The sequence below is a fragment of the gamma proteobacterium symbiont of Axiagastus rosmarus genome (genome assembly GCF_059730925.1).
On the sequence record NZ_AP035925.1, the window covers coordinates 1,863,428 to 1,875,957 of the forward strand.

At 53.2% G+C, this 12,530-nt stretch carries 11 protein-coding genes and 2 pseudogenes; 8 read left to right on the plus strand and 5 right to left on the minus strand.

Translation table 11 applies throughout. The features are described from left to right. The first annotated feature begins 170 nt into the window (after window positions 1–170). A complete protein-coding gene (locus AC6I8F_RS08615) occupies window positions 171–818 on the plus strand; it encodes a bifunctional 4-hydroxy-2-oxoglutarate aldolase/2-dehydro-3-deoxy-phosphogluconate aldolase (protein ID WP_058757515.1) in 648 nt (215 codons plus the stop codon). An 85-nt stretch (window positions 819–903) separates the two neighbouring features. Here the strand turns inward: AC6I8F_RS08615 and purT are convergent, their stop codons facing one another. Further along, window positions 904–2,082, minus strand: a complete 1,179-nt coding sequence (gene purT / locus AC6I8F_RS08620) for a formate-dependent phosphoribosylglycinamide formyltransferase (protein WP_059009748.1) — start codon at window positions 2,080–2,082, stop codon at window positions 904–906. Window positions 2,083–2,243: 161 nt separating this feature from the next. Between purT and AC6I8F_RS08625 the strand changes: the two genes are divergently transcribed. Together AC6I8F_RS08625 and AC6I8F_RS08630 are read left to right on the plus strand one after the other, a co-directional pair. Then, window positions 2,244–2,885, plus strand: coding sequence for a tellurite resistance TerB family protein (locus AC6I8F_RS08625; protein WP_159378101.1), 642 nt, complete (start codon window positions 2,244–2,246; stop codon window positions 2,883–2,885). 119 nt (window positions 2,886–3,004) lie between these two features. Then, on the plus strand, window positions 3,005–5,068 hold the full coding sequence (locus AC6I8F_RS08630) for a prolyl oligopeptidase family serine peptidase (RefSeq protein ID WP_104188976.1): 2,064 nt from the start codon (window positions 3,005–3,007) through the stop codon (window positions 5,066–5,068). Here AC6I8F_RS08630 and exoX read toward each other — a convergent pair. Next, a complete protein-coding gene (exoX, locus tag AC6I8F_RS08635; protein ID WP_021509985.1) occupies window positions 5,062–5,730 on the minus strand; it encodes an exodeoxyribonuclease X in 669 nt (222 codons plus the stop codon). The genes AC6I8F_RS08630 and exoX overlap by 7 nt on opposite strands. Before the next feature lie 3 nt (window positions 5,731–5,733). Next, on the minus strand, window positions 5,734–5,964 hold the full coding sequence (locus AC6I8F_RS08640; RefSeq protein WP_010616356.1) for a DNA polymerase III subunit theta: 231 nt from the start codon (window positions 5,962–5,964) through the stop codon (window positions 5,734–5,736). 153 nt (window positions 5,965–6,117) lie between these two features. Here AC6I8F_RS08640 and copC point away from each other — a divergent pair, with 153 nt between their 5' ends. The 5 genes and pseudogenes from copC to AC6I8F_RS08665 all read left to right on the plus strand — a co-directional run bounded on the left by copC (window position 6,118) and on the right by AC6I8F_RS08665 (window position 9,800). Beyond that, window positions 6,118–6,495, plus strand: coding sequence for a copper homeostasis periplasmic binding protein CopC (gene copC / locus AC6I8F_RS08645; RefSeq protein ID WP_498028736.1), 378 nt, complete (start codon window positions 6,118–6,120; stop codon window positions 6,493–6,495). Then, the gene (gene copD / locus AC6I8F_RS08650) at window positions 6,495–7,376 is read left to right on the plus strand and encodes a copper homeostasis membrane protein CopD (RefSeq protein WP_104093227.1); all 882 of its coding nucleotides are present in this window, start codon (window positions 6,495–6,497) and stop codon (window positions 7,374–7,376) included. Before copC ends, copD begins: the two co-directional genes overlap by 1 nt. 28 nt (window positions 7,377–7,404) lie before the next feature. Continuing rightward, window positions 7,405–7,752, plus strand: a complete 348-nt coding sequence (locus AC6I8F_RS08655; protein WP_059009741.1) for a YebY family protein — start codon at window positions 7,405–7,407, stop codon at window positions 7,750–7,752. Window positions 7,753–8,409: 657 nt separating this feature from the next. Then, a pseudogene (locus AC6I8F_RS08660) lies at window positions 8,410–8,778 on the plus strand (phage terminase large subunit family protein); the annotation flags it as partial. Beyond that, window positions 8,778–9,800 (plus strand): annotated as a pseudogene (locus tag AC6I8F_RS08665) (phage portal protein). The pseudogenes AC6I8F_RS08660 and AC6I8F_RS08665, both read left to right, overlap by 1 nt. 3 nt (window positions 9,801–9,803) lie before the next feature. Here the strand turns inward: AC6I8F_RS08665 and AC6I8F_RS08670 are convergent. Both AC6I8F_RS08670 and AC6I8F_RS08675 read right to left on the minus strand, forming a co-directional pair. Further along, the gene (locus tag AC6I8F_RS08670) at window positions 9,804–11,531 is read right to left on the minus strand and encodes an RNA-directed DNA polymerase (RefSeq protein WP_498028737.1); all 1,728 of its coding nucleotides are present in this window, start codon (window positions 11,529–11,531) and stop codon (window positions 9,804–9,806) included. Further along, the gene (locus AC6I8F_RS08675; RefSeq protein WP_477530101.1) at window positions 11,528–12,490 is read right to left on the minus strand and encodes a hypothetical protein; all 963 of its coding nucleotides are present in this window, start codon (window positions 12,488–12,490) and stop codon (window positions 11,528–11,530) included. Before AC6I8F_RS08675 ends, AC6I8F_RS08670 begins: the two co-directional genes overlap by 4 nt. Between the last annotated feature and the right edge of the window lie 40 nt (window positions 12,491–12,530).

Below are 12,530 nucleotides of genomic sequence, written 5' to 3' on the forward strand. Positions count from 1 at the left end.
ACGCAGGCATCAGGCTCAACTTGCGAGCGGATACAGGTCATCACCAAAATGAACCGCGGTTTCAAAAATTGATGATATCCAATAGACGTCCGTCCGGCCGATCTTGTATGGTAGGGCTCTCTTTCTGACAGCCGGACCGCGCGTTGGGCTGTCGCTCCTGAGGAAACGTAATGAAGAACTGGAAAACGAGTGCGGAACAGATTCTGACTACCGGCCCGGTTGTGCCGGTGATTGTCGTCAACAAGCTGGAACATGCGGTGCCGATGGCCAAAGCGCTGGTCGCAGGTGGCGTGCGCGTGCTGGAAGTGACGCTGCGCACGCCGGTGGCGATGGATGCGCTGCGGGCAATGATCAAAGAAGTCCCGGAAGCGATTGTGGGTGCCGGCACGGTGATCAATACCCAGCAGCTGAAAGAAGTGACCGACGCCGGCGCGCAGTTTGTCATTAGCCCGGGGCTCACCGAACCGCTGCTCAAGGCGGCGGTGGAAGGCCCGGTGCCGCTGATTCCAGGCATCAGCACCGTGTCGGAACTGATGGTCGGCATGGATTATGGTTTGCGCGAGTTCAAGTTCTTCCCGGCAGAGGCGAACGGTGGCGTCAAAGCGCTGGCGGCGATTGGTGGTCCATTCCCGCAGGTGCGTTTCTGCCCGACCGGCGGCATTTCCCCGGCCAACTATCGTGACTATCTGGCGCTGAAAAGCGTGCTGTGTATTGGCGGCTCGTGGCTGGTGCCAAACGATGCGCTGGAGAGCGGCGACTGGGATCGTATTACGCAGCTGGCGCGTGAGGCTGTGGCAGGCGCGGCTTCACCCCGCTGATCGCAAATAGCGCTGCCGCGCAACTGCTACGCGGCAGCGGTCTATTTTTGCGGTTGGTGATGGCGCTGCGTCATCACCCGGTCAATCAGCCCTGAACCTGCACGGCTGCGGCGCTGGCAATGGCGCGGGCCACGGCATCATCTGTGCTGTCACCGGTCGCCAGCGCGACACCCAGACGGCGCTGCCCCGCAATTTCCGGCTTACCAAACAGGCGCAGCTGCAAACCGGCGCCAAGTGCGGCTTCCACATTCACAAACTGCACGTTGTGGCTATCGAGCTGTGGCAGGATCACCGCTGACGCTGCCGGTCCATACTGGCGAATGCCGCCAATCGGCAGGCCGAGGAACGCGCGTACGTGCAGCGCAAACTCAGAGAGATCCTGCGAAATCAGCGTCACCATACCGGTATCGTGCGGACGCGGAGAGACTTCGCTGAACACCACCTCGTCGCCGCACACAAACAGCTCTACGCCAAACAGGCCGTAACCGCCGAGCGCTTTCACCACGTTAGCGGCGATGTCCTGCGCGCGCTGCAGGGCCAGTTCGCTCATCTGCTGTGGCTGCCAGGATTCACGATAATCACCGTCTTCCTGACGATGACCAATTGGCGCGCAGAAATGGATGCCGTCCACCGCGCTGATGGTCAGCAGGGTGATTTCAAAATCGAACTTCACGACGCCCTCTATGATCACCCGGCCCGCGCCCGCGCGTCCGCCTTGCTGCGCGTAATCCCAGGCGTGATCCAGCTGGCTGGCTTCGCGAATGAAGCTCTGGCCTTTACCGGAGGAGCTCATTACCGGTTTCACGATGCAGGGAAAACCGATCTCGTGCGCGGCCGCGACGAAACGCGCTTTGCTATCCGCAAACTGGTAGGTTGAGGTCGGTAACGCCAGCTCTTCTGCCGCCAGACGGCGAATGCCTTCGCGGTTCATGGTCAGACGCGCAGCACGGGCCGTCGGCACCACTTTTTGCCCCTGCGCTTCCAGCTCCAGCAGTTTTTCGGTGGCGATGGCTTCAATTTCCGGCACCACAAAGTGGGGCTGCTCCTGCGCAATCAGCGCCGCCAGTGCGTCACCGTCCAGCATGTTAATGACGTGGCTGCGATGCGCAACGTGCATCGCCGGGGCATCGGCATAGCGATCGACGGCGATCACTTCCACCCCGAGACGCTGACACTCCAGCGCCACCTCTTTGCCCAATTCACCTGAACCTAACAGCATGACACGCGTTGCGGCAGGACGCAGCGCGGTTCCGAGAGTCGTCATAATTTCACCTTAGCAGTCAAAATGCGCGCGCAGTATAAACGAAAACGTTTGCGTACTCACGCATTGCGCACGTCCGGCTTTGCCATACTTTGCCGGCTCTGACGTTAACTGACATAGCGTGCGGCAGCATAGTGAGCGGAAACTTAAACAGGAGTTAAACGATGAGTAACTGGCTGCAGCAAATTCAATCGGTTCTGGCAAAGAAGGGCGGTGACGGCAAATCAGGCGGCCTGAGCGATATGCTGGCACCCGGCGCGCTGGGTGGCCTGGCGGGTTTACTGGTTGCCAGCAAATCGTCGCGCAAGCTGTTAACCAAATACGGCGGCACCGCGCTGCTGGTCGGCGGCGGGGCGGCGGCAGGCGCGGTGCTGTGGAATAAATACAAGCAGCGCGTGCGGGAAACCCATCAGGATGAGCCTGCGTTTGGCCAGTTGCAGACGCCGCTCGATCAGCGCGCGGAGCGACTGGTGACCGCGCTGGTGTTTGCCGCGAAAAGCGACGGGCACATTGACGATCGCGAGCGCTCGGCCATCGAGCAGAATATCCATCAGGCCGGTTACGGGGCGCAGGCGGAAGCGCTGATTCAGCAGGCAATGAACCGTCCGCTCGATCCGCAGTGGCTGGCCGCCGACGTGAAAAACGAAGAGGAAGCGCTGGAGCTCTATTTCCTTAGCTGTGCGGCGATCGATGTCGATCATTTCATGGAGCGCAGTTACCTCTCCGCGCTCGGTGATGCGCTGAAAATCCCGCAGGACGTGCGCGACGGTATTCAGCGCGACATCGCGGCGGAAAAAGCGGCCTGAGTCATGCCAGAGGCGGCTGCGGCGGCCTTTGGTTACACTTCGCGTGCGTTTCCGGCTTGGCTTCCGCTGCCAGAAGTGCCACGCTTGCAGGATGTCGTCTTTCAGGGAGAAACTCTGTAATGAATCAGCCGCAAGCGAAAAAAATCCCCCACCACATGACGTTACACGGCGAAACGCGCACCGATAACTATTTCTGGCTGCGTGATGATGACCGGCAAAACCCCGAGGTACTGGCTTATCTGGAGGCGGAAAACCGCTACGGTAAAGCGATGATGGCTTCTCAGGATGCGCTGCAGGATCGGGTGCTGAAGGAGATTATTGACCGGCTGCCGGCGCAGGACCATTCGGTACCGTATGTGAGAAACGGCTACCGCTATCAAAGCCGTTACGAAGCCGGCAATGAGTACGCGGCCTATTTCCGCCAGCCGGTGGATGCGCCCGCCGACCAGCCGTGGCAACTGCTGCTGGATGGCAACCAGCGCGCGGCACACAGTGATTTTTACACCATGGGCACGCTGGATATCAGCCCGGATAACCAGGTGATGGCGCTGGCGGAAGATTTTTTATCGCGCCGCCAGTACGGCATCCGCTTTCGTAACCTCAACAGCGGCAGCTGGTATCCGGAGGTGCTGCGCGACGCGTCCTCCAGCGTGGCGTGGGCCAACGACTCACGCACCCTCTACTACGTACGCAAGCATCCGAAAACGCTGCTGGCTTATCAGGTGTGGCGTCACGAACTGGGGCATCCGCAGTCGGAAGATCAGCTGGTGTATGAAGAGCAGGATGAGTCTTTCCACCTCAGCGTGCATAAAACCACCTCGGAACACTTCATTCTGATCGCGCTGTTCAGCACTACCACCAGTGAAATTCTGCTGATTGACGCGGAATATCCGGACGCACAGCCGCAGGTGTTTTGTCCACGGCGGCGCGATCATGAATACAGCATCGATCACTACGATCACCAGTTCTTCATTCGCTCCAACCGCGACGGCAAAAATTTCGGCCTGTACCGCAGCGCGTGGCTGGCTGAAGATCGCTGGCAAACCCTGATTCCGCCGCGCGACCACGTAGTGATGGAAGATTTCCAGCTGTTTCGTAACTGGCTGGTGGTCGAAGAGCGTCAGCGCGGGGTAAACACGCTGCGCCAGATTAACTGGGCGAGCGGCGAGAGTTACGGTATTGCCTTTGACGATCCGGCCTATGTCACCTGGCTGGCCTACAACCCCACGCCGGAAAGTGACACGCTGCGCTACGGCTACTCGTCGATGACGACGCCGACCACGCTGTTCGAACTGAACATGGAGACCGGCGAGCGGCGCATTCTCAAGCAAACCCCGGTGCCGGGCTTTGACTCTGCCGACTACAAAAGTGAACACCTGTGGATCACGGTGCGCGACGGCACGGAAGTGCCTGTCTCGCTGGTTTATCACCGCAAACACTTTCAGCGCGGCGCCAATCCGCTGCTGGCGTACGGCTACGGCGCCTATGGCAGCAGCATGGAGGCCAGTTTCGGCACCAGCCGCATCAGTTTGCTGGAGCGCGGTTTCATCTACGCGATTATCCACGTGCGCGGCGGCGGCGAGCTGGGCCAGCAGTGGTATGACGATGGCCGGCTGCAACATAAAATGAACAGCTTCACCGACTTCATTGATGTGACTGAAGCGCTGGTGGCGAAAGGCTACGGCAACCCGCAGCAGCTGTACGCCATGGGCGGCAGTGCCGGAGGCTTGCTGATGGGCGGCGTGCTGAATATGGCCCCGCAGCTGTTTCACGGCGTGATCGCTCAGGTGCCGTTTGTCGATGTGGTCACGACCATGCTCGATCCGTCGATTCCGCTGACCACCGGTGAATATGATGAGTGGGGCAATCCGGAGCAGGCGGAATTCTATCGCTACATCCGCCAGTACAGCCCGTATGACAACGTGACGGCGCAGGCGTATCCGCACCTGCTGGTGACCACCGGGCTGCACGATTCGCAGGTACAGTACTGGGAGCCGGCGAAGTGGGTGGCAAAGCTGCGTGAGCTGCGCACCAACGATGCGCTGCTGTTACTCTGCACCGATATGGATTCCGGCCACGGCGGCAAATCAGGACGTTATAAATCCTATGAAGGCGTGGCGCAGGAGTTCACTTTCCTGATCGCCCTTGCGCAGGGTACGCTGCCGCCGCGCAGCGATTACTGAGTGTCCTTAACGTATTTGCGCAGCGTCTGCCGCAGCGGCGCGCGCAAATCACGTACGTTTTCCAGCACCCAGCGCAGATAGCCCGGATCCTTACGCGCGATGCTGCCGATGCTCTGACCGCGATACTTACCAAACGGGAACACCTCGTCGCTGACCGGCGCCGGCTGGCAGCGACTCACCATCTCACTGGCGCTCCAGCCGGAGGTTTCCATAATGCGGATCAGTAGCGCGGCGGTGACGTAGCAATCGTACAGCGCGCGGTGCGCGTGCAGGTCATCCGGTGGCGACACCTCAAGTTTCAGGCTGTGACGCAGAGCCTGATTACCGTATTTAATGCCCGGCCACAGCTGGCGCGCCAGCGTCATGGTGCAGATCCATTCGCCCGGCATCGTCGGCAGCATGCGCCGGTCAAAGCTGGCGTTATGCGCCACATAGTGCGGGCTACCGTGATAGCGGCCAATCGCCTCTTCGATGGTCGGTTTGCCTACCACCATGGCTTCAGTGATGCGGTGCACCGCCATCGCCTGACGACTGATGGGCCGATCCGGGCAGATCAGATCGCTCATCGGATTGACGATCTGGCCGTCAATGACATCCACTGACGCCACTTCCACCACGCCGCCCTGCAGGCCACAGGTTTCCGTATCGATTACGCGTAACATAAATTATTTCTGCTTAGGTTCGTAGGGCAGGCGGGAGAGGCTGAGCGATGCCTGGCGATAGGCCATCAGGCGCTGACGGAACCAGTCGCGCAGCGCTTCCGGCTGCTCGCGCTCCACCATCTCGGCGATCACCGGCATGTTATAGCGCTCTTTAAACGCCACGCCAGCGGCGGCGAGATCGACGTTAACTTTGTCTTTCTCTTCCTGCGACAGCAGGGCAAGGTTTTGGCTCATGCTTTTCTCCTGATAAACAGGGGCAAAAATAATGGTTTCGCCCTGCTGGATCAAGGGAATTGGATCGCACCGCAAGTCTCGACAGCCTAAAAGCAGCGGCGTATCCTGCTGCCACATTTGCGGCGCAGTGCCGCAGTTAAAAGGGAAGACGTGATGATGAAAACTGCATCCAGGCGCGTTATCGCGCTACTGCTGGCGGGCGCGACGCTGGGCTTCAGCCAGCTGGCTCTGGCACATGCCCACCTGAAAGCCCCGGTGCCGGCGGATAACGCCGTGGTGGAGCACGCGCCGCAGCAACTCACCCTGACATTTACCGAAGATATTGAACCGGCATTCAGCGGCGTGGAAATGACCAACGCGCAGCAGCAGCCGGTGGCGCTGGATAAAGCCCAGCTGAATCCGCAGCAGCACGATCAGCTGATTGTGCCGATCGCCCAGGCGCTGGCGTCGGGCCAGTATCAGGTCAACTGGCACGTGCTGTCAGTGGACGGCCACAAAACCAAAGGTAGCTACAGCTTCAGCGTGAAGTAATGAGTCTTAGCGCGTTCTGGATCGGCCTGCGGGCGCTGCATTTTCTGGCGCTGTTTCTGCTGACCGGCAGTGCATTTTATACCGCGCTGCTGGCGCCGGCGCGCTACCGACCGGTGCTGACACAGCGCTGGCGGCGGCTGATGGGATACAGCGCCGTGCTGAGTTTACTCAGTGCGCTGTTGATGCTGGCGGCGCAGACCGGGCTGATGAGCGGCGACTGGCGCAGTATCGCCAGCATTGACGTCTGGCTGGCGGTGCTGGGCACGCGCTTCGGCGCGGTGTGGCGCTGGGTTATCCTGTTTGCCCTGCTCAGCACGCTGGCGCTGCGCCTGCGCGGTAATCTGCGCCAGCAGGCGTTACTGACGACTGCGCTGTTGCAGCTGGTGGCACTGGCGGGCGTCGGCCATGCGGCGATGCGCGATGGCATGCCGGGACTGCTGCAGCAGGGGAATCATGCGCTGCACCTGATCGCGGCCGCCTTCTGGGCCGGTGGCCTACTGCCGCTGCTGCTATTAATGCGCGAGGCGCGTAACATTGCCTGGCGCACCGATGCCATTCGCAGCATGATGCGCTTTTCACGCTATGGTCATCTGGCCGTGGCGCTGGCGATTGTTACCGGCACGGTCAACAGCCTGCTGATTGCCGGCACGCCGCTCAACTGGACCGCCACGCTGTGGAGCGAGTTGCTGGTGAGCAAAGCGTTGCTGGTGGCACTGATGGTGCTGATTGCGCTGCTTAATCGCTATCTGCTGGTGCCGCGTTTTCGCCTGGCCGCCAGCCGGGCACCGAAACTTTTTATCCGCCTGACGCAGCTCGAGCTGCTGCTGGCGTTGATTGTTATCGGGCTGGTGAGCGTGTTTGCCACGCTTTCACCGGCCTGAATCTGTTAAAAGATGAGATGAGGTCGAGATTTTGCTGAAGAAACTGATTCCAGCTGGGTTACTGATGGCGTTGTGCAGCCAGGCGTTCGCCGGGCAGATTATCACCGTCAGCCGTTTTGAAATGGGCAAAGATAAGTGGCCGTTCACCCGTGAAGAGGTGATGCTGACCTGCGAGAAAGATGGCGCGCTGTTTGCCATCAACCCCAGCACATTGCTGCAGTATCCGCTCAATGATAAAGCGCTGGCGCGCGGCAATGCCGGGCAGGGCACATTGCAGTCCATCGATACCATCCTTGCCGCCGATAAAGCGCATCCGGGACAAAAGATGAGCCTGCAGCCGATCGTCGATCGTGCCCAGCAACTGTGCGGTAAATAATCCCTGCATTTTCAGGCGTAGCGCACATTTTTGCCGCTGCGCCTGCCAGCCGTTAGTGCCAGCCCGATCACAGAGTTGGCAGCTTTTGCCGGCGGCGAAGCCCGCTGGCTGGAAAATCACCGATGCTGGTCTACCTTTAAAAGGCAAGGCGTCCTCGCCTGCAAAAATGCCAACTTTTAGCGCACGGCTCTCAACGAGCCATTTCCCTGGACCCGATACAGGAATCGTATTGGGTCTTTTTTTATTTACTGTTGACTGACAATAATTTCATACTTATCAATGAGTTATTACCAATCCTGTTATACCGTGTTCTACCCTGTGATAACCTTCGCCGCCATTCTTCCGCCACTTTTTCCGGCCATAATCGTTAATGGATTGCAGTGAATAGCATCTTCAAGATGATCAGGCGCGAAGTGGGGATAACGCATGGTTACGCTTATATCTTAGTGTTCAAATATGCGCTGTAACTCCAGGGGGATACCACAGGTCATTATGAAGTGGCTGGTGAATCTATGGCGTGGAATGTGGCTCATGAATCCTTCTGGCAATTCAATTCGGGTTAGACGTATTACGCGATAAAACTGGCGATAATACTCCGCGAAAAACTCTCCCTCTTTATCTTTCAATTCATCGTGCAGCTCTTTACCGATCGGCATAGTGCGATACATCGGCGTGGACACCACTGGCATCGGTCAGGGCGTATTCCAGCTTTTGCGCCAGTTCTTTCCGGCGACGCGCGAAATCAAATATTCGCCGGAAGTAAAAACCGCAATGGTGCTGAAAGCCAAGGACACCATCAGCTGCGGTCGTCTCGAATACGACGCAGGCCAGACCGACATCACGTAGTCGTTTATGTCGATCCGCAAAACCATGACGGCCAGCGGCAACCGCTCAACCTACGAGGCCAGCCACAGCGAGGAAGCCAGCCACGCCGATGTCGCGTGGGCAATCATGCACGCCCTGCTGAACGAACCGCTCACCGCCGCCAGCGGCGGCGCTAACCTTTCATTTATGGAGTTTTACTGATGAGTAAACGCAACCGCCACAAGGCATTTACCGCACAAACCCAGCCCGCGCAGGATGCGTCACAGCCTTTTGAGGCGTTCAGCTTCGGCGAGCCAACGGCGGTACTCGATAAGCGCGACATCATGGATTACGCCGAGTGCATCCATAACGGCCGCTGGTACGAGCCGCCGGTCAGCTTCCACGGCCTCGCCAAAAGCCTGCGTTCGGCAGTGCATCACAGCTCGCCGCTCTACGTGATGCGCAACATACTGGCCTCAACGTTTATCCCGCATCCGCTGCTGAGCCAGCAGGAGTTCAGCAAGTTTGCGCTTGACTATCTGGTGTTTGGCAATGCATTCGCGGAGCTGCGCCGCAACGCGCTCGGCAAACCGCTGCGTCTGGAAACGTCACCAGCCAAGTACACGCGGCGCGGCGTGGAGAAGGGTGTTTACTGGTTCGTGAATGAGTGGAAGGAGGCGCACCAGTTTGAAACGGATCGGGTTTTCCACCTGATTGAGCTAGACGTGAATCAGGAGCTTTACGGTCTGCCGGAATATCTTAGCGCGCTTAATTCCGCCTGGCTAAATGAGGCTGCTACGTTGTTCCGCCGCAAGTATTACCAGAACGGCGCGCACGCGGGTTAAATCCTGTACATGACCGATGCAGCGCAAAGTAGCAGTGACATCGAGCGCATGCGGCAGGCGATGCGCGACACCAAAGGGATCGGCAATTTCCGCAACCTATTTATGTACGCCCCCAACGGCAAGCCCGACGGCATTAATATTTTGCCGCTCAGCGAAGTGGCGACCAAAGGTGATTTCTTTAACATCAAGAAGGCAAGCCGCGATGATTTGCTCAGTGCGCACCGCGTGCCACCGCAGATGATGGGGATATCATCTGAAAACAGTGGGGGATTTGGAGATGTGGAAAAGGCCGCAAAAGTTTTTGTAAGGAATGAACTTCATTCCTTACAAAATAGAATCTCAGATATAAATGAGTGGATTGTAATAGAGGTAGTCAAGTTTAAAAATTACGACCTGTAAATTTTATGTGCTCGATGGTTGTATTTGATCTAAAAGATCGAGCACGATATCTTCATCCTCATCGAATCCTGATTGTAAGACTTTTAGGTGGTCTGGATGGGAAATGCCATGTAGACAAGCAAACTCTTTGATAAAGTCATTCTTAGATTTCATCATCTCGGTAATATCATCCTCATTGCCAGAAAGTAGTTTTATGAAGCTCCCACCGAACTCAGTGTTAGGGAAATTCATTTTATATAACCCCAAGATAGAGAGTGATTGTTCTACTACATTAGGGTCGCTATCTTCAATTTTTAATACATCAAATGTAACGTCATTCCCATCAGCAATAAGTAGTTGCGCAGCTGCCTGCGTGGTATTGATACCCATCTGAATAATCTGAGTAACATCTCTACTAATTAAGCTCTTTGCAATTGCATTAAGCAGATGCAGCTCAGGATATTTTATCGTTTTACTCAATAAAACATTCAATTCTTCTTTGTTGAGTAAGTATAATAGCCTTCCAGAAGTATATCTTATTTTGGGTACTCTTCTTTTTTTCTCATATGCAGACTCAGCTGAATTGAATAAGGCATCTTCTTCATCCAAAGCCCTGAGTAAGCTAGCCTTGCATTTTTTAGCTGAAAATAATATAGAGTCAATTGATAAGGAGTTTGATTTTCGTCGAAACCATTTTTTAAAGTTGTAATTGCTTATGAACTTCTCAATATAACTTTTATTACGAATGGAATTTGAGTAGTCTAAAACAGGTATCCTTATTCCATTTTTTTTAAACTCTGATTCTAAAGAGTCAGTGTTTTCAGGGTGGAGTAACAAAAATTTCTTAATATCACCAATTAGATAGCCCCAGTCTTGGCTTAGATTATCTGAAAAGTCGTGTTCACCTGAAAGCCATTCATTGGTAGATATCACAAAATCTTTGGTTTTGTCGTGTAGTTCTAATTTCTTTTCAAGCAGGTGTTCTTTAAGAATACTTCTCCAAGATTCAATTTCTTTCTCATCACCTATCATAATAATGTCATCAACGTAACGATAGTAATGACCACCTGTTATATTATGCATTTTAATATCAATATCATTTAATAATATATTTGCGATAACATGGCTGAATGACGGGCCGACAAGTAGTTTTTGATTGTCATGAAAAAATGTCGAAGCTGTAATTTGATTTTCTAATAAAACCAAGCCGAGGTCAATGTACTTCCTGTCAATATTGTTTTTAGTAGTGTGCTCTTCCCATGTGGATTTTGCATCTTCCAAGGAAATGCTTGGGTAAAACTTTTTAATATCACTATATGAAAGTTTCTTACCAGTATTTGACTTACATGCTTGAGCTATATCTTTTTGCCTTCTAATTAATCCATCGAAATAATTGACGAAAACACCATTTTTTGATGTGGCATCCTCAAGCATGTAACTGTATACATATTTCTCAGGGTGCATTGTTGATACTTTGCTAATCTCGCTTATTAGGAAGGTTTCGGCCAATGCTTCGTTAGGTGAAGGATAAAATATGTCGCGAAAGATGTATTCATCGCCAACGCTTTCTTTAAAGTGTTTGACGTTTATGTAGTTTTTTTTTGTGTTATTAGCAAGCCGTGTACAAATGTTACTTATCCAATAATCAGTTTTAGAGGTCGGTGCTACAAGATAATACCTTAATGCTAAGTAAGGAATGATATCTCTTTTACGATATGTAGATAATGCCTTGACGGCTAAAGTGGTCTTCATTGATCATTCCTTTGCATTAGTCTAAAACACATAAGTTTCATTCTTGCTTTGAACTTTACATCCTTAAGTGGATGCAAGCAGTTAATCTCAGTTTCACAATGTAGGTCATCCTCACCTTTGCTTTCTTGAGTAAAGAAAGGGAACTTTACGAAGAACCATTTTGCTATTTTTTCGAAAATTCTTCTTGCTTTATTGATTTGTGGTTCAATCCATATAACATGACTATTATCATCTTTATTAACATGAAAAATTGATTCAAAACTATTTTTTGCTGACTCCCAATTTTGGTCACTTCCTAAAAAACCGGAAAAGTTAGTTATTAAAATTAGTTTGCATGGAATCCCTTTTCCTTTTTCATACATCTTGACTACAAAATCTAAGTTATTTTGAAGATTGATTGCATTCCAAGATGTAATCTCATGCTCCACAATTATTGCTTGAGTCTCTAAAAGTGGTTTTAACTCTTTAAGCTGCCGAGTGAAATAGTCCCTTGCTGATGGTGAAATTTCACCAGCTAGGATTTTTAAGTTAAGTGGATATCTGGGGAGGATATTTTCTCTTCTTAATTCATATAATGTGGATAATATGGAAATGCTTCCAGATCCAGCTCCAGCAGGGATGTCTAATAAGAAAACGTCTCCTCCAGAAAATATTGATATGTATGTATCTGATGCAAGTTCAGCTTTATCCAGTGGGTCAATAATAGAAAGGATTGTTCTGGCACATGAGCCAGTGTATTTACTGGCTAAATGCGTGTCGGTTTCGAATTTATCCTGCCCACCTGTACTATTACTCACACTGTCATTTAAAGCCATTTCTCGTAGGTTTTCACTATCAAGCAATTGCTCCCAGCTTGAAATCAACTCTTTGGGCAATTTGAGAGTCTCTTCCTTAACATCCCATAGAGAAGCTGGAATTTGGTTTAAGGGAAGAAAACGTTTTTTTTCTCTTAATATCATTTTGTTATTTTTAGTTAAAAAGGAGGTAGATAAAATTAAA

Bases quoted from the DNA above. Each gene is read 5' to 3' on its own strand.
- AC6I8F_RS08615 (WP_058757515.1), top strand. From the start codon at position 171: ATGAAGAACTGGAAAACGAGTGCGGAACAGATTCTGACTACCGGCCCG.
- purT (WP_059009748.1), bottom strand. From the start codon at position 2,082: ATGACGACTCTCGGAACCGCGCTGCGTCCTGCCGCAACGCGTGTCATG.
- AC6I8F_RS08625 (WP_159378101.1), top strand. From the start codon at position 2,244: ATGAGTAACTGGCTGCAGCAAATTCAATCGGTTCTGGCAAAGAAGGGC.
- AC6I8F_RS08630 (WP_104188976.1), top strand. From the start codon at position 3,005: ATGAATCAGCCGCAAGCGAAAAAAATCCCCCACCACATGACGTTACAC.
- exoX (WP_021509985.1), bottom strand. From the start codon at position 5,730: ATGTTACGCGTAATCGATACGGAAACCTGTGGCCTGCAGGGCGGCGTG.
- AC6I8F_RS08640 (WP_010616356.1), bottom strand. From the start codon at position 5,964: ATGAGCCAAAACCTTGCCCTGCTGTCGCAGGAAGAGAAAGACAAAGTT.
- copC (WP_498028736.1), top strand. From the start codon at position 6,118: ATGATGAAAACTGCATCCAGGCGCGTTATCGCGCTACTGCTGGCGGGC.
- copD (WP_104093227.1), top strand. From the start codon at position 6,495: ATGAGTCTTAGCGCGTTCTGGATCGGCCTGCGGGCGCTGCATTTTCTG.
- AC6I8F_RS08670 (WP_498028737.1), bottom strand. From the start codon at position 11,531: ATGAAGACCACTTTAGCCGTCAAGGCATTATCTACATATCGTAAAAGA.
- AC6I8F_RS08675 (WP_477530101.1), bottom strand. From the start codon at position 12,490: ATGATATTAAGAGAAAAAAAACGTTTTCTTCCCTTAAACCAAATTCCA.